This window comes from Halorarius halobius (assembly GCF_024298865.1).
In the GTDB taxonomy this organism is placed as follows: domain Archaea; phylum Halobacteriota; class Halobacteria; order Halobacteriales; family Haloarculaceae; genus Halorarius; species Halorarius halobius.
This window is the reverse complement of the sequence record NZ_CP101161.1, coordinates 603,046-622,494: the sequence shown is the minus strand read 5'-3', so window position 1 is coordinate 622,494 and position 19,449 is coordinate 603,046. Positions and strand designations below refer to the sequence as shown.

General features: G+C 69.4%; 20 protein-coding genes and 1 pseudogene. 15 read left to right on the top strand and 6 right to left on the bottom strand.

Going from position 1 to position 19,449, the window contains the following annotated elements:
* Positions 1–82: 82 nt before the first annotated feature.
* Complete coding sequence (locus NL112_RS03220; RefSeq protein ID WP_255151193.1) at positions 83–679, top strand: conditioned medium-induced protein 4; 597 nt, start codon at positions 83–85, stop codon at positions 677–679.
* 312 nt (positions 680–991) lie between these two features.
* Here the strand turns inward: NL112_RS03220 and NL112_RS03215 are convergent, their stop codons facing one another.
* The 4 genes from NL112_RS03215 to NL112_RS03200 all read right to left on the bottom strand — a co-directional run bounded on the left by NL112_RS03215 (position 992) and on the right by NL112_RS03200 (position 3,206).
* Positions 992–1,561, bottom strand: a complete 570-nt coding sequence (locus NL112_RS03215) for a GNAT family N-acetyltransferase (protein WP_255151192.1) — start codon at positions 1,559–1,561, stop codon at positions 992–994.
* Complete coding sequence (locus tag NL112_RS03210) at positions 1,561–2,109, bottom strand: GNAT family N-acetyltransferase (protein ID WP_255151191.1); 549 nt, start codon at positions 2,107–2,109, stop codon at positions 1,561–1,563. Before NL112_RS03210 ends, NL112_RS03215 begins: the two co-directional genes overlap by 1 nt.
* Positions 2,109–2,648 carry a GNAT family N-acetyltransferase gene (locus tag NL112_RS03205; protein ID WP_255151190.1) on the bottom strand — a complete coding sequence of 180 codons (540 nt, stop codon included), beginning with the start codon at positions 2,646–2,648 and terminating at the stop codon, positions 2,109–2,111. The genes NL112_RS03210 and NL112_RS03205 overlap by 1 nt, the downstream gene beginning before the upstream one ends.
* 66 nt (positions 2,649–2,714) lie before the next feature.
* On the bottom strand, positions 2,715–3,206 hold the full coding sequence (locus tag NL112_RS03200) for a DedA family protein (RefSeq protein WP_255152632.1): 492 nt from the start codon (positions 3,204–3,206) through the stop codon (positions 2,715–2,717).
* 145 nt (positions 3,207–3,351) lie between these two features.
* Here NL112_RS03200 and hemB point away from each other — a divergent pair, with 145 nt between their 5' ends.
* From hemB to NL112_RS03175, 5 genes are all read left to right on the top strand, one after another.
* The gene (hemB, locus tag NL112_RS03195; RefSeq protein ID WP_255151189.1) at positions 3,352–4,332 is read left to right on the top strand and encodes a porphobilinogen synthase; all 981 of its coding nucleotides are present in this window, start codon (positions 3,352–3,354) and stop codon (positions 4,330–4,332) included.
* A gap of 322 nt (positions 4,333–4,654) precedes the next feature.
* Positions 4,655–6,016 carry an ammonium transporter gene (locus NL112_RS03190; RefSeq protein ID WP_255151188.1) on the top strand — a complete coding sequence of 454 codons (1,362 nt, stop codon included), beginning with the start codon at positions 4,655–4,657 and terminating at the stop codon, positions 6,014–6,016.
* Positions 6,013–6,360, top strand: a complete 348-nt coding sequence (gene glnK1, locus NL112_RS03185; protein ID WP_255151187.1) for a nitrogen regulatory protein GlnK1 — start codon at positions 6,013–6,015, stop codon at positions 6,358–6,360. Before NL112_RS03190 ends, glnK1 begins: the two co-directional genes overlap by 4 nt.
* Positions 6,361–6,362: 2 nt before the next feature.
* Positions 6,363–6,782 carry a hypothetical protein gene (locus NL112_RS03180; RefSeq protein ID WP_255151186.1) on the top strand — a complete coding sequence of 140 codons (420 nt, stop codon included), beginning with the start codon at positions 6,363–6,365 and terminating at the stop codon, positions 6,780–6,782.
* 277 nt (positions 6,783–7,059) lie between these two features.
* On the top strand, positions 7,060–8,787 hold the full coding sequence (locus NL112_RS03175; RefSeq protein WP_255151185.1) for an ammonium transporter: 1,728 nt from the start codon (positions 7,060–7,062) through the stop codon (positions 8,785–8,787).
* Here NL112_RS03175 and NL112_RS03170 read toward each other — a convergent pair whose 3' ends face one another.
* Positions 8,788–10,089 carry an outer membrane protein assembly factor BamB family protein gene (locus tag NL112_RS03170; protein WP_255151184.1) on the bottom strand — a complete coding sequence of 434 codons (1,302 nt, stop codon included), beginning with the start codon at positions 10,087–10,089 and terminating at the stop codon, positions 8,788–8,790.
* A gap of 93 nt (positions 10,090–10,182) precedes the next feature.
* Between NL112_RS03170 and pyrE the strand changes: the two genes are divergently transcribed.
* Complete coding sequence (gene pyrE, locus NL112_RS03165) at positions 10,183–10,707, top strand: orotate phosphoribosyltransferase (protein WP_255151183.1); 525 nt, start codon at positions 10,183–10,185, stop codon at positions 10,705–10,707.
* 72 nt (positions 10,708–10,779) lie between these two features.
* Positions 10,780–11,493, top strand: a complete 714-nt coding sequence (locus tag NL112_RS03160) for a phosphoribosyltransferase family protein (protein WP_255151182.1) — start codon at positions 10,780–10,782, stop codon at positions 11,491–11,493.
* Positions 11,494–11,499: 6 nt separating this feature from the next.
* Here NL112_RS03160 and NL112_RS03155 read toward each other — a convergent pair whose 3' ends face one another.
* Entirely contained in the window at positions 11,500–11,907 is a 408-nt protein-coding gene (locus NL112_RS03155) for a PaaI family thioesterase (RefSeq protein ID WP_255151181.1), read from the bottom strand.
* Positions 11,908–12,054: 147 nt separating this feature from the next.
* Between NL112_RS03155 and NL112_RS03150 the strand changes: the two genes are divergently transcribed.
* The 7 genes and pseudogenes from NL112_RS03150 to NL112_RS03120 all read left to right on the top strand — a co-directional run bounded on the left by NL112_RS03150 (position 12,055) and on the right by NL112_RS03120 (position 19,445).
* Positions 12,055–13,506: an NCS2 family permease gene (locus tag NL112_RS03150; RefSeq protein WP_255151180.1), complete on the top strand. Its 1,452-nt coding sequence runs from the start codon at positions 12,055–12,057 to the stop codon at positions 13,504–13,506.
* A gap of 72 nt (positions 13,507–13,578) precedes the next feature.
* Positions 13,579–14,535 (top strand): succinylglutamate desuccinylase/aspartoacylase family protein, encoded by a 957-nt coding sequence (locus NL112_RS03145; RefSeq protein ID WP_255151179.1) that lies wholly within the window; start codon positions 13,579–13,581, stop codon positions 14,533–14,535.
* Between the two features lie 46 nt (positions 14,536–14,581).
* The gene (locus NL112_RS03140) at positions 14,582–14,959 is read left to right on the top strand and encodes a response regulator transcription factor (protein ID WP_255151178.1); all 378 of its coding nucleotides are present in this window, start codon (positions 14,582–14,584) and stop codon (positions 14,957–14,959) included.
* A 15-nt stretch (positions 14,960–14,974) separates the two neighbouring features.
* Positions 14,975–16,072 (top strand): HEAT repeat domain-containing protein, encoded by a 1,098-nt coding sequence (locus NL112_RS03135; protein WP_255151177.1) that lies wholly within the window; start codon positions 14,975–14,977, stop codon positions 16,070–16,072.
* Positions 16,069–17,490: pseudogene (locus NL112_RS03130) on the top strand (glycosyltransferase family 2 protein); the annotation flags it as partial. The gene NL112_RS03135 and the pseudogene NL112_RS03130, both read left to right, overlap by 4 nt.
* A gap of 35 nt (positions 17,491–17,525) precedes the next feature.
* On the top strand, positions 17,526–18,674 hold the full coding sequence (locus NL112_RS03125; protein ID WP_255151175.1) for a GAF domain-containing sensor histidine kinase: 1,149 nt from the start codon (positions 17,526–17,528) through the stop codon (positions 18,672–18,674).
* A 234-nt stretch (positions 18,675–18,908) separates the two neighbouring features.
* On the top strand, positions 18,909–19,445 hold the full coding sequence (locus NL112_RS03120; RefSeq protein ID WP_255151174.1) for a hypothetical protein: 537 nt from the start codon (positions 18,909–18,911) through the stop codon (positions 19,443–19,445).
* Positions 19,446–19,449 lie beyond the last annotated feature (4 nt).

The window sequence follows — 19,449 nt, the reverse complement described above, 5'->3', positions numbered from 1 at the left end:
CCCGTAAACGAACTTGGAACTGTCGGTTGACGCATCCCCCCGGCAGGTATAAATACGCCGAGAGTGTACTTCTGCAGTCACGATGGACGAGAAGACAGAGGAACTCCGCGACATCTTCATCGACGTCACGGACGAGGACACCGTGACCGAGGAGCAGGCGGACGAGCGGGGTTCCTTGACCGGCCAGGATGGAGACGCGGACCGCGTGCGGGAGGTGGTCGCGGAGATGCGGGAGGCCACGGAGTTCGGGACCGACCTCGACGACGAGGCGCTCGCCCGTGTCGTCCGCGGATTTTACGAAGGCGACAGCGACACGGACATCGCGGAGGCGCTCGATGTCTCCCGGAGCGTCGTGTTCCGCGCGCGGATGGACCTGCATCTCGTTCGCGAGCGCGACACCGACGCGCCGTTCACGCTTGCGGACCTCCGCGAGATGCTCGCGGCAGACATGACCGTCGACGCGATGGCCGAGGAACTGGACGTGTCGGCCTCGACGGTGCGCCGCTACGTGCGGGTCGTGGAGGCGCAGAACGCCGCCCGGCGGGTCTCCCATCGCTTCCAGTCCGAGTTCGAGGACGCGTTCACGGACGCGGACCTCTCGGCGAACATGACCGAGGAGGTCAAGGAGGACGGCCTGGAGGACGCCACCGAGGGGATGGAGACGGACGTCTCCTTCTAGTCCAGTGTTTGCACGGCAAGCCTCCGGCTCGCCGGCAAACACTGGAGGAAAAAGACACCGCGCCGCTCCCTTGCTCACGGCTCGCTACGCTCGCCGTTCGCCACGCGGTTCTCCCTCCGGTCGAACCGCGCCCCGGTCGCGGCTTGGTCCCTCGCACGCCGCTGGCCGCGCACGGCGTCGCGGCCAGCGCGCGCCTCCCTGAACTTTATCACCGAATCCGCAACCACCGACCTCGTGACGTAACTACTGCGGCGGGGCGAACTCGGCCGTCGTGCGACCCACCGCCCCGCCGACCACGGGGTCGCCTGCTCGCTACAGCCACTCGTCGCCGTCCCAGTCCTCGCGGAGCATCGCGTACAGGTAGGTGTCGACGAACTCGCCGTCGATGAACTTCTCCTGTCGCTGGACGCCCTCGCGCTCGAAGCCGAGTTTCTCCATCACGCGCTGGGAGGGGCGGTTCGGCTCGAACACGCCCGTCTGCACCCGATTGAGGTTCAACTCGGTGAACGCGAACTCGACGATGAGCGCCGCGCCGCGGGGTGCGTACCCCTCGCCGTGGAACTCGGGGTCGACCCACGCGCCCATCCACGCGTTCGCGTTGACGTGGTCGATGCGCCAGATGCCGATTGAGCCGACGGGCGTGGGACCGTCGTCGCCCTCGGCGCAGATGACGAACCCGTAGCCGTCGTAGTCGCCGTCGTTACCGGAGTGCTCCTCGAACTCCCCGTCGATGGCCCGCAGGTTCTTCGGCTCGGTGTTCCGCAGGAGCCGCCGCACTGCGGGGTCGTTGACGTTCCGGTGGTAGAACTCGTTGTCCTCGCGCTCGCGTGGGCGAAGCGACACCTCGCCGTCGGTCGTCCGCCGGAACAACGGCCCCGGCATCAGGAATCACCCCACTCCTCGGCGAGAATCGAGTAGGAGACGGCGTCGCGGAACTCGCCGTCGACGAGTTTCTCCGCGCGCCGGGTCTCCTCCTCGACGAAGCCGACCCGTTCGAGCACGCGACGCGACGCCTCGTTGCCGGCCAGCGCGACCGCGTGAACCCGGTGGAGCCGCTGTTCCTCGATGGCGTAGCCGACGAGGAGTTCGACGGCCGCGGTCGCGTAGCCGTTGCCCCGCTCGTCGGGGTCGAGGAAGTAGGCGATGTCGCCGTGGGACTCGGGGCGCTCGACGTCGAACAGCGAGACGAAGCCGACGGGGTCACCGGGGGCGTCGCGCGGACAGACGAGGAACTGTGCGCCCTCGCCTGTCGTCTCGGAGACGTGCTCCTCGAACCACTCCTCGATGGCCGTCTCGTTCTCCGGCCGGGAGAACGTCATCCCGTGGCGAATCTCCGGGTCGTTGCGGAGGCGCTTGAGGAACTCGAGGTCGTCCTCCTCGACCGTGTGGAGCGCGACCGCCTCGCCCGTTCGGAACGCGGGGCCCGGCATCAGACACCACCCCACTCGTCGGTGAGAATCGAGTAGCGCATCACGTCACGGAACCGGCCGTCGACGTACTTCTCGTCGCGCTGGACGCCCTCCTCGACGAAGCCGACGGATTCGAGCGCGCCGCGCGACGCCTCGTTGCCGACCAGCGCACGGGCGATGACCTTGTGGAGCCGCCGCTCCCCGAGCGCGTGGTCGACCATCAGCGCCGTGGCCTCGGTGGCGTAGCCGTTGCCCTGCGCGTCCGGGACGACCCAGCAGGCGAGTTCCCCGGTGCCGTGGGTGTCGTCGATGTCGAACAGGACGATGATGCCGACGGGCTCGTCGGTGCCGTCGGGGACGACCAGCAGGCCGACGCCGTCGTCGGTGTCGCTGTGCTGTTCGTGCCGTTGCTGGGTCTCGTAGGCGTTTTGTGGCTCGGATGTCGTCAGCCCATGACGGATGCGGGGGTCGTTGCTGTACCGCTGGGTGAACTCGAGGTCGTCCTCCTCGATGGGATGGAGGGCGACGGCGTCACCCGCGAGGAATACGGGTCCTGGCATACCTGAACCGAGTAGAGGGGCCCCCTTAGCCGTTCCGTGAAACTGAGAACTGTTGGCACACCCACACTACAGCGCGCCGAGCAGGCCGAGCGTGATGGCCGCGAGGATACACTCGAAGGAGAGCGTTCCGAGCGCCGACAACGCCACGAACTCCCGGTCGTCCATCTCCGCGAGCCCCGCGGGGACGGTGAGCATCCCGCGGGTGAAAAGCAGGGAGTTCGAGACGGGCACGACGACCGGCCCCCACCGGTCGAACCAGCCGTCGAACCGGTCGAGTTTCTCCTCGGAGATGCGGAACCAGCGCTTCTCCAGCAGGTACTCGCGGCCGCCGCGTTTCGCCAGCGAGAACAGCGCGAACTGGCCGATTGTCGCACCGACGACGGCGACGCCGATGATGAGCGCGTACTCGACGGGCGACTCCCCCAGCAGGAGGATGGCCGCGGGGACGATGCCCTCGCTGGGCATCACGTACATCAGCATCGCCCCCTCGAGCACGAACACGCCCAGCAGGATGAGGAAGGCGTACTCGGAGTTCAGGATGTCACGGACCACGGGCATCGCCTCCCGGAGCGCGTTCTCGATGATGGGGGGAATCGACCCGCTCTGGAGGGACGACAGCATCTACCTGCGGTAACTCAGGCGCCGGTAAATCCCTTTTGACACCGAACGATGTGGTTTTGACCCTCCCCTCGTAACCCCGGGCATGGAGTTCACCGAGCGGCCACGTCGCCTGCGTGGCGACGGCGTCCGCGAGATGGTCTCGGAGACGTCGGTGTCGGCGTCGGACCTCATCGCGCCCGTGTTCGTCGACGCGACGGCCGACGAGCGGGTCCCCATCGAGTCGATGCCGGGCCACGAGCGGGTCCCCGTCGAGGAGAGTGTCGCCCGGGTGCGCGAGGTCATGGAGACGGGCGTCGAAGCGGTGATGCTGTTCGGCATCCCCGAATCGAAGGACCCGGAGGGAAGTCGCGCGTACGCGGAGGACGGCGTCGTCCAGCGGGCGACCCGCCGCATCACCGACCGGACCGACGCCTACGTCATCGCTGACCTCTGTCTGTGCGAGTACACCGACCACGGCCACTGTGGCGTGCTAGAATCCGACGCCGCCGCGGACCCCGAGTTGACCGTCCGCAACGACGCGACGCTCGAGTTGTACGCGAAGACCGCCGTCTCGCAGGCCGAGGCCGGCGCCGACATGATAGCGCCCTCGGGGATGATGGACGGACAGGTCGCGGCCATTCGCGAGGCGCTCGACGGGGCAGGCCTCGCGGACGTGCCCATCATGGCGTACGCCGCGAAGTACGCCTCCGCGTTCTACGGACCGTTCCGCGATGCCGCCGACGGCGCACCCGCGTTCGGCGACCGGCGCCACTACCAGATGGACCCCGCGAACCGCCGGGAAGCGAAGCGGGAGGTCCGTCTCGACGTCGAGCAGGGCGCGGACGTGGTGATGGTCAAGCCCGCGCTCCCGTATCTCGACGTGGTGCGGGACGTCCGCGAGTCCGTCGACCGGCCCGTCGCCGCCTACAACGTCTCCGGCGAGTACGCGATGCTCCACGCCGCCGCCGAGCAGGGGTGGCTCGATTTGGAGGCGGTCGCTCACGAGTCGCTGCTGTCCATCAAGCGGGCGGGCGCGGACCTGATTCTCACCTACTTCGCCGAGGACGTCGCGGAACTACTGTAACGTCCGGAGCGACTCCCCGCTCGGGCTACGTCCGTCGCGCGTGCAAGCGTCACACCCCACGTTCGGCAGATTCTGCCGTTGACGACCGTCCAGTTCCCCGACCGACGCGCGTCCGGTTCTCTAACGAAGAACGACCTTATATTGATATTATTGTATCGCATTTCGAACGAACGTCATTAGTTGCGGCGGAAATTCTGAAACTCGCAACCAAACCATTATATAGCAAACCTCCGTGAGCATCGACCGCATACGAGGTCACGAACATGGCCGAAAAAGGAGAAAACATGGACGTTTGCAGTCCGATTGACGGAGGTACTGACTGATGATGGAGTTCGTTCCGATGCAGGGTGACATCACCGCCATCGCCGACAGCATCAACGCGGTGTGGGTGCTGGTGGTGACGTTCCTCATCTTCTTCATGCAGCCCGGGTTCGCGCTGCTGGAGGCCGGACAGGTACGCGCCAAGAACGCCGGCAACGTCGTGATGAAGAACATGACCGACTGGTCGATGGGCGTGCTGGTGTTCTTCCTCGTGGGGGCGGGCGTCTCCGCGATGGCGGGGATGCTCGGCTCGCCGAGCGTCGAGTTCTCGGTCTCCTCGGCGTTCGCGTACGTCAACGACCCCACGGCGTGGGTCGGCTGGCTGTTCGGCGCCGTCTTCGCCATGACCGCCGCGACCATCGTGTCGGGCGCGGTCGCCGAGCGGATGAAGTACTCCGCGTACGTCGTCTACGCGTTCGTGCTGGTCGCCGTCCTCTACCCCGTCGTCTCGGGGTCGACGTGGGGCGGCACCGGTCTGCTCTCCTCGACGGGGTTCCTCGGGGAGGCGCTCGGCGTCGGCTACAAGGACTTCGCGGGCGCGACGGTCGTCCACGCGATGGGCGGCATCGCGGGTCTGACCGCCGCCTACATGGTCGGCCCGCGCAAGGGCCGGTTCGACAGCAACGGCGACGCGAAGCCGATTCCGGGCCACAGCGTCCTCTTTGCGGTCATCGGGACGCTCATCCTCGCCTTTGGCTGGTACGGGTTCAACGTCGGCACGCAGGCGACGGTGCTGACGAGCGACGGCGGCTTCAACGGCGCCGCGCTCGGCCGGGTCGCGCTCAACACGACGCTGGCGATGGGTGCCGGCATGCTCGCCTCCACGATGGTAACGACCGTCCGGGAGGGGAAGCCCGACCCGCTGTTCGCCGCGAACGGTCTGCTCGCGGGGCTGGTCGCCATCACGGGCGCCTGCGTCCACGTCTCCTGGCCCGGTGCGCTCGTCATCGGCATCGTCGGCGGCGTCCAGACGCCGCTCGTCTACCGGTGGGCCGTCGACTCGCTGGGCATCGACGACGTCTGTGGCGTGTTCGCCGTCCACGGGTCGGCCGGCTTCATCGGGACGATGCTCATCCCGTTCTTCGACGTGGCCGGGTTCTCGCTGAACCAGCTCGTCATGCAGGTCGCCGGCTCGCTGCTCATCGGCACCTGGACCGTCCTCACCTCGATGCTCGTGCTCGGCGCCATCGATGCGGTCATCGGCCTGCGCGTCAGCGAGGAGGAGGAGGAGGTCGGGCTCGACCAGGGCGAACACGGCATGTCCGCCTACCCCGAGTTCACCGTCGAGAGCGGTGGGGACGGCCCCGCCGCCGTCGCGGACGGCGGCCGCGAACTCCGGACCGACGGGGGTGAGTCCGAATGAGCGACATCGAGATGGTCGTCGCGTACGTCCGCCCCGACAAACTGGCTGACGTGAAGCGGGGGCTCGCCGAGGTCGGCGCGCCCTCCCTGACCGTCACGGACGTCTCCGGGCGCGGCTCTCAGCCCGCCAAGACGAGCCAGTACCGCGGCGAGGAGTACACGGTGGACCTCCACCAGAAGGTGAAAGTCGAGTGCGTCGTCGCCGACGTCGAGGGGAGCGACGTGGCGGAGGCCATCTGCGAGGCCGCCAAGACCGGCGAGCCGGGCGACGGGAAGGTGTTCGTCCTGCCCGTCGACGCGGCCTACCAGATCCGCACCGGCAAGACGGGGCCGGAAGCGGTCTGACCGTGTCCGGGCGCTCCGGGGGGGAGGAGCCGGCCCGCCGGCGCGCGGACGAGCGCGTCGGCCGCGCCGGCCTCGCGGTCGACGAGGGGCGACTGGATGCACTCGAATCGGACGGCCGGATACGGGGGTACGCGCCGCTCGTCGACCACGACGCCCTCGACGCCCGGACCGTCGTCGTCCGGCTGGCCGTCGCGCCCGGCGACGTCGACGGGGTGGCCGACTGCCTCCGCACGCTCGGCGGGGCCCACGCGGTGTTCGAGTTGACCGGCGGCGACAACCTCCTCGCCGTCTGTCGGTTCACGGACGACACCGGCCGCGAGGCGTTCCTCGCGGCGCTGGCGATGGACGACCGCGTTCAGCGCGTCGTCGCGGACGCCGCGGTCCGGACCGCGACAGAGGGCGACCGACGCGGCCTGCTGTAGCGACCGCGCGTCGGCCCGTGTGGCCCGTTCCCGCGCGTCAGGCGGTGGACGGCCGTCCAGACTCTCTCGCGACGAACGCACGATTCCTTGACGAAGAACGACCTTATATCCGTAATATCGTACGGCATATTGGACGCCCGTTCCTTATACTCCAGACAACTTTGCGATTTTCAAGCTAACGCTTATGTAGGATAGTTCCGTCACGGCTGGACGTGAGTTGGAGTCAAACTATGGTAGAATACGAGACGAAGGTGGACGCTCGTCCACGTGATTGCGAATGAACGGTATCGCCTTGCAGTCGGGGGTGGACGTGGCCGCGCTCGCGGAGGGGGTGAACCTCCTGTGGGTGCTGACGGTCACGTTCCTCATCTTCTTCATGCACGCCGGCTTCGCCATGCTGGAGGCGGGGCAGGTGCGCTCGAAGAACGTCGCCAACCAGTTGACGAAGAACATGCTGACGTGGAGCATCGGCGTCATCGCCTTCTTCCTCGTCGGCGCGGGCGTCTCCACCATCGTCGGCGGCCTGACCGGCGGCGGCGAGTACGCGCTCGCCGACCTCACGGCGACGTGGTCGGCCGGGTCGGACGGCTGGGTGAGCTGGCTGTTCGGCGCGGTGTTCGCGATGACCGCCGCGACCATCGTGTCGGGCGCGGTCGCCGGCCGCGCGAAGCTCCGCGCGTACGTCACCTACACGATACTGCTGGCGGCAGTCATCTACCCCGTCGTCGTCGGCTTCACGTGGGGCGGCGGCATCCTCTCGACCATCGGCTTCCACGATTTCGCGGGCGGCGTCATCGTCCACGGGATGGGCGGGGTCGCCGGCCTGACCGCGGCGTGGATCATCGGCCCGCGGATGGACCGCTACAACACCGACGGCTCGGTGAACGTCATCCCCGGCCACTCGCTGACGTTCGCGGTGCTGGGGACGCTCATCCTCGCGTTCGGCTGGTACGGGTTCAACGTCGGCACCGCGGCATCGGTGTTCGACGCGACCGCCGCCGCGGACGAGGGCATCCTCTCGCTGGGCGCGTTCGACTACGTCGGTCGGGTCGCGCTCACGACGACGCTCGGAATGGCCGCCGGCGCCATCGGCGCGGGCGGCACGGCGCTGTACAAGACCGGCAAGGTCGACACGCTGTACGTCGCCAACGGGATGCTCGCGGGGCTGGTGGGCATCACCTCCATCACCGACGACATCCTCTGGGTCGGCGCGCTGTTCGTCGGCCTCGTCGCGGGCGCACAACTGCCGCTCGTGTTCGGGTTCGTCGAGAAGCGGCTGAAGATCGACGACGTCTGTGCCGTCTTCCCGGTCCACGGCTCCGCGGGCCTGCTCGGGGCTCTGCTGTACCCGGTGGTCGCGGTGCCGACGTGGGCGGCCGGCTTCGACGCCGCCTTCTTCCTCGACGCGCTCGTCGGGCAGGTGGCACTGGTGGTGCTCATCACGGCCTGGACCGTCGCCGCGACCGCGGCGGTGTTCGGGCTCCTGCGGTCGCTGGGTGAGGCCCGCGTCTCCCCCGACCACGAACGCGAGGGGCTCGACGTCTCGGAACACGGCGTCGACACCTACCCCGAGTTCGGGGGGCCCGAGACGGCCGCCGACGGGGGCCGCGTCGTCGGGGACGACGGTATCGTCCGCACGGACGGCGGCCGCCCCAACGACGGCGACATCAAGCTCGTGATGGCGTTCATCCGCCCGGACAAGCTCGCGGACGTCAAGCGCGGCCTCGCCGAAGTGGGTGCGCCCTCGCTGACGGTGACGAACGTCTCGGGGCGCGGTTCGCAACCGGCGAAGACCGGCCAGTGGCGCGGCGAGGAGTACACGGTCGACCTCCACCAGAAGGTGAAGGTGGAGTGCGTCGTCGCGGACGTGCCCGCCGCCGAGGTCGCGGAAGCCATCCGCGACGCGGCGACGACGGGCGAACCGGGCGACGGAAAGGTGTTCGTCCTACCGGTGGAGAACGCCCACCAGATTCGTACCGGGAAGACCGGGCCGGAAGCCGTCTGACTACGCCTCCTTCTTGCCGTTCAGCGAGACGACCGTCCCGCCGGCGGTGACGACGACGGTGTTTCCCGCCGCGTCGCTCCCGGCGTAGCCGTCGGGGCGGTACGTCCACCGCTCGGTGCCGTCGAACGCGAGCGCGGCGACCAGCCCCGCCCGCGGGGCGTCGACGAACACCGTCTCCGGCCCGGGGTCGACGCCGAGATAGCCTCGCGTGTCGGGCTCGTACCGCCACCGCACCTCACCGGAGACGGGGTCGAGGCGGGCGACGGTTCTGCTGGAGACGAACAGGTCGCCCGAGAACCGGCGGGCGGTCGGCGAGAACTGCCCGCGGAACCCCTCCGCGGTCCACCGTGTCTCGCCCGACAGCGGCGACAGCGCGAGCAGGCGGCCGTCGTAGTCGCCGACGTACACCGTCTCGCCGAGCGCGCCCGGGGCGTCGGTGACGCCCGAGACGGTGAACTCGAACGAGCGGGACCACTGTTCGTCGCCGGAGGCGAGCGCGAGCGCCTGCACCGCGTCGGTGCCGACGAACACCGACTCCCGGTTGTACGCCGGGCCGTCGACCCTCTCGTCGGCGGTGACCTGCCACCGCTGGTCGCCCGTCGCCGGGTCGAGCGCGCGCAGGCCACCGAACGTCTCCGCGAACAGCGTGTCGCGGTAGCGTCGTGCGCCGACGGCGTCGCCGCTGTCGACGCGCCACCGTTGGCTCCCGTCGCCGGCCGCCAGGGCGTACAGCGACTCGCCGCGGGGGCCGACCTCGTCGTCGCGCTGGCCCACGACCACCGTCTCTTCCGTGGCGTCCATCGGGAACACCGGCCCGTTCCCCTCGAACGACCAGACGACGTGGCCGTCGGCGAGCGACAGCGCGTAGAGGTCGGTCGCCTCACGCTTGCTCGGGCGGCCCGTGGCGACGTACACGCGGTCGCCCTTCACGACGGGGTCGTGCTGGACCGGGTTCGGGAGGTCGACGCGCCACGCCGTCGACCCGTCCTGCAGGGACAGCGCGTAGAACGGGAACGAGTCGGCTGTCTCCCCATCCGTGGCGTCACGGCCGACGTACAGCGCCGGTTCGGGTGCGTCGGGACCGACGCCGATGCGGGGGGCGGTCAGCGCCGCGTGGGGCAACTCGCGGGACCACCGGACGGCCGGGTCCGCGCCCGCTCTCGGCGTGGCCGAGGGAGCGGACGGCGTCTCGCTCGGGGGTGGTGTCCCGGTGGGCGTTCCGGGTGTCGAGCCGTCGGTACAGCCGGCCAGCGTCGTCGAGAGCGCGGCGGCCGCGGTCAGCAAGCGGCGTCTGGAGGGCATCGTCGGCCGCACGGCCGCACTCGGTAAAGCCCTTCTCCCCCCGTGTGGGCGGCTATCGGGGGGTTTACCACGGCCGCCGACCGACGCTCGCGCATGGCCAACGACGAACTCATCGCCGCCCTGCGGGAGGCCGAGGCCGTGAAGTTCGGCGAGTTCGAACTGTCACACGGCGGCACCTCCGACTACTACGTCGACAAGTACCTGTTCGAGACGGAGCCGCGGTGTCTGGAACTCATCGCCGACGCGTTCGCCGAACGGGTCGGAGACACCAAACTCGCGGGCGTCGCGCTCGGGGCCGTCCCCCTCGTCGCGGCCACCAGCGTCGCCACGGGCACCCCCTACGTCATCGTCCGCAAGAAGGCCAAGGAGTACGGCACCGGCAACCGCATCGAGGGCGCCTTCGAACCGGGCGAGGAGGTGGTCGTCCTCGAGGACATCGCCACCACCGGCCAGTCGGCCGTCGACGCCGTCGAGGCGCTCCGGGAGGCGGGCGCGGTCGTGAACCGCGTGCTCGTCGTCGTGGACCGCGAGGAGGGCGCCCGCGAGAACCTCGCGGACGCGGACGTGGAACTGGAGGCGCTCGTCACGGCCTCCGAACTGCTCGCCGACGCCGAGTGACCACGCGCGTGGATAGATTCCTTCCGTAGCGGACCGAAACCCCCATAGTCGCACACCTACGCAACTGTGGGTATGAACAGAGCGGAGAAGGCCGCCCTCCAGTTGCAGGCGGTCGACGTGTTGCGGACGCTGAAGGAGACGCGGACGTACGACGAACTCGCCGCCGAGACGGGACTGCCGGCGGGCGACCTGAACCGCTACGTCAACGGCCACGTCCTCCCCGGCGTCGAGCGCGCCGAGGCGGTCGTCGGCGGCGTCGGCCGCGAGATGCTCGCCGACGAACTCGCCGCCCGCATCGAGCGTGACCGGGACGGCTACGTCGACAACTCGCAGGTCGTGTTCGACCAGTCGCTTCTGGACCTCGTCGCGCCGGTCGCCGCCGAGGCGTTCGCGTTCGACGCGCCGGACGTGGTGTTGACTGCGGCGACCGACGGCATCACGCTCGCGTCGGCGATGGCCTCCCACTTCGGCGCGACCGTCGCGTACGCGAAGAAGTCGAAGGAGACGGCCGTCGAGGAGTTCATCGAGTCGCGCCAGCGGCTCGACTCGGGTATCGAACTCACCTACTACCTCCCCGCGCGGGCCATCGGCTCCGGCGACACGGTGCTGGTCGTTGACGACCTCATCCGCTCGGGCGAGACGCAGGAACTCCTCCTGGACATCGCGGACCGCGCGGGCGCGGACGTCACCGGCGTGTTCGCGCTCATCGGCGTCGGCGAGGAGGGCATCGACCGGGCGCGTGAGCGGGTCGACGCGCCCGTCGGCGCCCTGACGACGCTGGAGTAGCGGTCCTCACTCCCGGCCGATGTACAGCGAGACGCGTCCGGTGGCGACGGTCTCCCCGTCGCCCTCGCGGCGCACCTCCACCGTGACGACGCCCCGCGAGTAGCCCGACCGCACCACCTCGGCCTCCGCGACGAGGTCGTCGGTCGCCGGCTGGACGAAGCTCACGTTCAGCTCCGTCGACGCGTGAGGCGTCTCCAGCGGCTCGTCCAGCGTCGTCCGGAGCGCCGCGCCGCCGCCGTGGTCGATGAGCGTCGAGACGACGCCGCCCTGCATCGCGTCGGACCCCGGGTTCGTCAGCGCGTCGTCGTGCGGGAGCCGCAGGCGCACGTACCCCTCGCGCTGGTCCGTGATGGCGATGCCGAGGTCCCGGAGGTGGTCGTGGTCAGCGAGGAACCGCTCGTTCGCGTCGGTCATGACGCCCACTCGACGGACCGGCGGCAAAAGTGCTCCCCCGGCGGCTCGCCGCGGACGCTCCCTGATTATGCGTGAACGTGCATATCTCCTCCCGTCCGGTAGGAAAATACTTAAGTCCTGACTGTTCGCTGTGCTCAGACGTGCAACATGGGGCTTAACGACACGCTGGCCGACTTCTTCGGCTTCGACGAGCACGACACGGACCTCCGGACGGAGGTGCTGGCGGGGATGACGACGTTCCTGACGATGAGCTATATCGTCGTCGTCAACCCGGCCATCCTCTCGAACGCCATCCAGATCGAGGGGGTCTCCGACCTCCGGACGTTCCAGATGATCGCGGTCGTGACGCTCATCGCGGCCGCGGTGGCGACGCTGGTGATGGCGCTGTACGCGAACAGGCCGTTCGGACAGGCACCCGGGCTCGGACTGAACGCCTTCTTCGCGTTCACGGTCGTCCTCGGACTGGGTATACCGTGGCAGACGGCGCTGGCGGCCGTCGTCGTCGAGGGAGTCATCTTCATCCTCCTGACCGCGGTCGGTGCCCGGGAGGCCATCATCCGACTGTTCCCCGAACCGGTGAAGCTCTCCGTCGGTGCGGGTATCGGCCTCTTCCTCGCCATCATCGGGTTAGAGGAGATGCACGTCGTGGCGGGCGACCCCGCGACGTTCATCACGTTCAGCCCGGTGCTGGCGACCGACCCCGTCGCCATCCTGTCGGTGGCTGGGCTGTTCGTCACGCTGGCGCTGTACGCCCGCGGCGTCCGTGGCTCCATCATCATCGGCGTCATCCTCACCACGCTCGCGGGCTACGCCGCGAAGGCGCTCGGCTTCACCGCCGGGCCGGCCGTCGAGGCCGCCAGCCAGGCGGGGGCGACCCTGAAGACCCCGGTTCCAGTCGCGCCGAACGTCCCCATCGTGTACGAGGCCTCCTCGTACAACATCGCGCCGCTCGCCGGTGCGTTCATCGAGGGGCTCCGGAACGTCGAGCCGTTCGGCTTCGCGCTCGTGGTGTTCACGTTCTTCTTCGTCGACTTCTTCGACACCGCGGGGACCCTCACGGGAGTCTCCCAGATAGCCGGCTTCCTCGACGAGGACGGCAACCTTCCCGACATGGACGAGCCGCTGATGGCCGACGCCGTCGGCACCACCGTCGGCGGGATGCTCGGCACCTCCACCGTGACGACGTACATCGAGTCCGCGACCGGCGTCGAGGAGGGCGGCCGCACCGGGATGACCGCGCTGGTCATCGGTGTCCTGTTCCTGCTGTCGCTGGCCGTCGTCCCGCTGGCGGCGGCGGTGCCGACGTACGCCTCGCATCTCGTGCTCGTGGTCGTGGGCATCATCATGCTCACCAACGTCGCCGAAATCGCGTGGGACGACCTCACGTTCGCGGTGCCCGCCGGCCTCACCATCATCGTGATGCCGTTCACCTTCTCCATCGCGTACGGCATCGCGGCGGGTATCGTCTCGTACCCCATCGTGAAGGCGGCGGTCGGTGAGTTCGACGACGTGGGTGCGGGCCAGTGGGTGCTCGCGGCGCTGTTCGTCGTCTACTTCATCGTGCGGACGGGCGGCGTACTGTCCGGCGTCGCGGGCTGACGGCGCTCCCGGCCGCCGGAAATCCCGGCGGGTATCAGTAGCTTAAAGCGCGTGGCTGGCCGCGTTGGAGTAATGACAAGCCTCGGAACGGCGAGTGCCGCCCCCGGCGAGAAGAGCGTGGGGCGGCTGCCGGTCGGCGAGGCCCGCGACGGCTCCGAGGTGTCGCTTCCGGTCTGTGTCGTCAACGGCGCCGACGACGGGAAGACGCTCTACATGCAGGCGGTCTCCGACGGCGACGAACTCAACGGGCTCGGGGTCGTCCACCGGGTCGTCCCGCGGCTCGACCCGTCGGAACTGGCGGGCACCGTCCTCGTCGTCGGCATCGTCAACTGGTACGGCTACCAGGTGGCCGAGCACCGCAACCCGGTCGACGACACGAAGCTGAATCGGGCGTACCCCGGCGACGAGTCCGGCACCGCAAGCGAGCGCATCGCCGCCGCGACGTTCGACGCCGCCACTCGCGCGGACCTCGTGCTCGACCTGCACCAGGGGTCGACGAGCCGGATGATAAACGAGACGCGCGTTCGCTGTGGCCACCGCCACCGCCTCCACCGCGACTGTCTCGAACTGGCGAAGGTGTTCGGCTGTGGCCACATCCTCGACCAGAAGGGTCCGGACGGGCAGTTGGCCCGTGCGGCCCCCGACGACGGCGTCCCGACCATCGACCCGGAACTGGGCGGCGCCGTCGGCTGGGACGAGACATCCATCCGGACGGGCGTCCGGGGCGTGATGAACGTCCTCACTTACTACGGCTTCCTCGAGGGCGACGTGGAGCCGACTCCACAGGTGCGCGCCACCGGCTTCGAGCAGTACGGCTCGCCGTCGGGGGGGCTGGCCGTCCTGAAGAAGGAACTCGGCGAGGAGGTGGCCCGCGGCGACACCCTGTTCGAGGTGACCGACGTCTTCGGCGAGCCGAAGGCGGAGGTGACCGCCGACTCCGAGGGCGTGTTCTGGCGGAGCCGTCGGCTCCCGCAGGTCGCCACCGGCGAGTACGTCTGTTCCGTGGGGACCGACGTCGACGAGTACTGACCCGGGAACAACGTTTTGCCGCAGGGGTGCGACCGCCCGACGACTGATGAGCAAGCAGGTGCTCGTCGTCGACGACGACGACGCCATCAGACGACTGCTCGACCACCGGCTCGGGAGCGCCGGCTACGAGGTAACGGTCTGCGAGGACGGCCGGGATGCCGCCGACCGCCTCGAGGCGGGGTTCGAGCCGGCGCTGGCGGTGCTCGACGTGATGATGCCGCGGCTCGACGGTACTGGGCTTCTGCGGATGATACGCGGGGGAGAACTGCCGGTCGACTCCGACCTGCCGGTGATACTGCTCACCTCCCGGGGCCGCGAGGAACAGGTACTCGACGGGTTCGAACGCGGCGCCGACGACTACGTCACCAAGCCGTTCAGTAGCACCGAACTGCTCGCCCGGGTACGGAGGCAACTGGATGACTGACGGGGGCCGGGGCTGATGGCGGCCCCCGTGCCCACCGACCTGTCGCCGCTCGTCGTCGCGGCGCTGGTGTTGGGCGTCGCGCTGACGGTGTCGTTCTCGCTCACCGTCGGCCTCTCGGTGTACCGCGCGGCGGCGAGGGCCCGCCGTGACCGACACCGCGACCGCCTCCGCGAGGAACTGCTCGACCGGGTGTTCACCCCGACCGCCGGCTGGGAGCCGTGGGTCGCGGGGCTGTCGGCACTCGAACGCGAGGTGGTAGAGTCGTTGCTCGACGAGTATCTCCGCGAACTCCAGGGGAGCGACGCCGAGCGCCTGCGGGACCTGGGCGAGGCGCTCGGCATCCCCGCGCGGTCGGCGCGTCGTCTCGACCGCCGCCGCGAGTACGACCGCCTGCAAGCGCTGACGTGGCTCGTCTTGCTCCAGCGGCCCGACCTCTGTCGGGCGTCGAATTTCACCCCCCGGACCCCCAGGGAGCGTGCCACCGTCACGCGCCTCTATCACGACAGCGACGCGCCGACGACGGTCGCCGACGGCCTCACGCTCCTGCTGGACGGCACCGACGCGCCGTTCACGGTGTTCGGACAGGACACGCTCTACCGGGTCGCCCGCCGCGACCCGGCGGCACTGCTCTCGATGGCGGCTACCCGCGCCGACGCGTGGCCGGAGTCGCTGTTGGTGCAGGTGCTCGAGGTCTGTCGCGAACTCGAATCCAGCGTCGGCGGCGGTGACATCTCGTGGCTGACGGCGACGCTGGAAGCCGAGTCGGCGGCCGTCAGAGCCGCCAGCGCTCGTGCGCTCTCCGGGCTCGGCTGGCGCGAAGACCTCCGTGGCGGTCGGTATCTGGAGCGGCTGACGGGCGACCCTTCACCACGGGTCCGCGCCGCTGTGTACCGGACGCTCGCCGACTGGGGCGACGAGCGGGCGCTGTCGGTCCTTGCGGGTGCGCTGGCGACCGAGACGGACGCGCGGGCGCTGGTGACGGGCACCGACGCGCTGGCCCGCCGGCGGGACCGACCGGACGCGCCGGAGGTGCCCGCGGCCGCGTGGGCCTGGAGCCGCGAGCAGGCCGACTACGACCGGCTGGCACGCCACGGCAGGGAGGTGGAGCCGTGACGACTGTCGCCGGCTGGTTCCTCCGGGGGTTGGCCGCGTTCGGCGTGGTCGTCGTCGCCTACTACGCCGTCATCAACGTCTTCTACCTCTGTATCCACGTCCTGGCGCTGTTCGAACTCGAGGAGGACGTTCGCGAGGCCCGGTGGGACCCGCCGTTCCGCCGGTTCGCCAGCCCCTTCTACCCCGGCATCGGCGTGGTGGTGCCGGCGTACAACGAGGCGGCGACCATCGTCGAGAGCGTCCGGTCGATGCTGGCGCTGAACTACCCGGACCTGGAGGTGGTCGTCGTCAACGACGGCTCCACCGACGCCACGATGGACCGACTGCGGGAGGCGTTCGACCTCGAGGCCGTCGACGCGCCGGTGCCGTTCGACGTGCCCTGCGAGCCCATCGACGACGTCTACCGGTCACGGAGCACCGACCAACTGCTCGTCGTCGACAAGGCCAACGGCGGGAAAAGCGACGCGCTCAACGCCGGCATCTGGCTGACCGACATGCCGCTGTTCTGTGCGGTCGACGCCGACACGGTCATCGACCGCGACGCGCTGTTGCAGATCGTCCGCCCGTTCCTCGAACGGCCGGACACGGCCGTCGCCTCCGGCGGCGTCGTCCGCGTCGCCAACGCCTGCGACATCGAGGACGGCGTCGTCGAGCGGGTCGGCCTCCCGAAGACCGGTCTGCCGGGCATGCAGGTGATGGAGTATCTGCGGGCGTTCTACTCGGGGCGGCTGGGACTCAACCGCGTCAACGGCCTCATCCTCATCTCCGGCGCGTTCGGCCTGTTCCGGACGGATGTCGTCCGGGAGGTCGGCGGCTACCGCCACGACACGGTCACCGAGGACTTCGAGATAATCGTCCGCCTCCACCGGCATCTCTCGGACGCCGGCCGCGAGTACACCGTCGACTTCATCCCCGAACCGGTCGCGTGGACTGAGGTACCCGCGAGCCGCCGGGTGCTCGGCCGCCAGCGCCGCCGCTGGTACCGCGGGATGGTCGACACCGTCGTCGCCCACCGGGACATGCTGTTCAACCGCGCGTACGGCCGGGTAGGCACGCTGGTCATGCCGATGTTCGTCGCCGCCGAGACGTTCGGCCCGCTCATCGAGGGGCTGGGCTACCTGATACTCCCGCTGGCGTGGTACTTCGGCGTCCTCAACGTCGAGTTCCTCGTCGCCTTCTTCCTGCTGACGACCGGGTTCGGCGTGTTCCTGTCGTGGTTCGGCGTGTTCAGCGAGGTCTGGAGTTTCAACCGCTACGACGACCCCCGGCAGGTGGTCCGACTGCTGTGGTACGGCGTGCTGGAGAACTTCGGCTACCGACAGTGGAAGACACTCGTCGCGTGGCACGGCCTCGTCGAGTACCTGCGCGGCGTCGACGCCTGGGGCGCGATGGAGCGGTCCGGGTTCGGCGACGGCGACTAAGAGATAAATCCGAAGCGTGTGTCACCGGTGACATGGGCGACTCGGACGCGACCAACTACTTCCAGGACCTCTACGAACTGGGGGCGGACCCAACGCTCCCCATCGAGGAGAAGATACGGCGGGCGATAACCGTCGGCCGCGACCGTCTCGGCGTCGACTACGGCGTGCTGTCGTACACGGGCGGCGGCGAGTACGAGATAATCGACTCGACGGCCGTCGAAGGGGCGTACGTCGCTGGTTCGACCCACGACCTCGACGTGACGTGGTGTCGCCACGTCGTCGACGACGAGGAACTCATCGCGGTGTCGGACGCGGGGAACTCGCCGTTCAGCGACGACCGCGCGCGGGAGACGACCGGCCTGCAGTGTTACATCGGCGCGCCGGTGCTGGTCGACGGCGAGGTGTACGGCACGCTCTGTTACTCGGGGACCGAGCCCCGCGAGGAGCCGTTCGGTCCCGACGAGGAGCGGTTCGTGCGCCTGCTCACCCGCTGGGTCGGCTACGAACTCGAACGCCAGAAACACTACGCGGCGCTGGAGGCACAGAACGAGCGCCTGCTGGAGTTCGCGGGCGTGCTCGCCCACGACCTCCGGAACCCGTTGACGGCCGCGAAGGGGTACACCGAACTGGTCGCGGAGTCGGCGTCCCCGCCCCAACGCGAACACCTCGAGACCGTCGAGGACGCGCTCGACCGGATGGAGCGGCTCATCACCGAGACGCTGTCGCTGGCTCGGGAGGGCGCGGACGTGGGCGAACGGGAGCCGGTGGACCTGAGAGTGGTCGCCCGGCGTGCCTGGGACACCGTCTCGCCGCCGAACGCGACGCTGACCGTCGAGCGCGACCGGACGCTGATGGCCGACGAATCGCGGCTCGAACAGGTGTTCGAGAACCTGTTTCGGAACGTCGCCGAGCACTGCGGCGACGGCGTCACGGTGACGGTCCGGGGCACCGACGAAGGGTTCGTCGTCGCCGACGACGGCCCGGGACTGCCGCCGGCCATCGTCGACTCGCTGTTCGACGGCGACTTCGGCACCGACCGAAAAGGGCTGGGACTGCTCGTCGTCGAGCGGGTCGTCTCCGGCCACGGCTGGGCCGGCCGCGTCGAAGTCGACGACGGCACCACGTTCGTCTTCTCGGGAATCGACGTGGTGACCCAGCCTCCTCCGGAACTGCCCGAGTAGCCCCCCGCCCCAACGCTTTTGCCCCCGGAGAGCGAATTTCTATACGCGTAGAAACAGCCGAAATAAAATCGGCGCCTTTTTGTATCAGTTGCCGAATAGCGGTAGTTGCGACGCTCGCGGGCCGGACGCGTGCGTCGTCGAGACACGGCCACGCGACCAGCCACGTACCGCCCGCCGACGCCGGCCCTCCGTTCCGCCTGCGTCGACCACCGCCCGCACCGACGCCCTGCATCCATGACAGAGAACTCCCCCGCCGCGATGATGGACAGCCTCACCGACCCCGAACCGCTCGCCGACCGAGACGACGTCGACTACCGCGAACGGACCCACCACGTCGACGCCGACGAGTTCCCCGCCGTGCGCGATGACCTCGGCGACACCGCTGGATGGGCCGTGGTCGGCGTCGTGAACGGTGCGGGCCGCATCCTGCTGATGGACGACGGCTCGCACGGCTGGACCCTGCCTGCCGTCCCCGTCGCCTCCGGTGGGGACTGGGTGGCCGCCGCCGAGGGCGTCGTCGAGAGCCTCACGGGCGCGACGCCCGGCATCGGGCGCCCCGAGCGCGTCCGCCGGGTCGACTACCGCGAGAACGGCGGTGGCGGTCACGTCATCGTCCACCACGTCGTGCTCCCCGCGGCGCCGGTCGCTGGCGACCCGGTCGCCGACGACCCGACCGTCGGCTGTGACACCGCCGTCGCCGTCGACTGGGTCGACGCGCTCCCCGACGAACTGGAGGGAGCCGTCGCCGAGGACGCCCGCCTGTTCCTGTAACCGG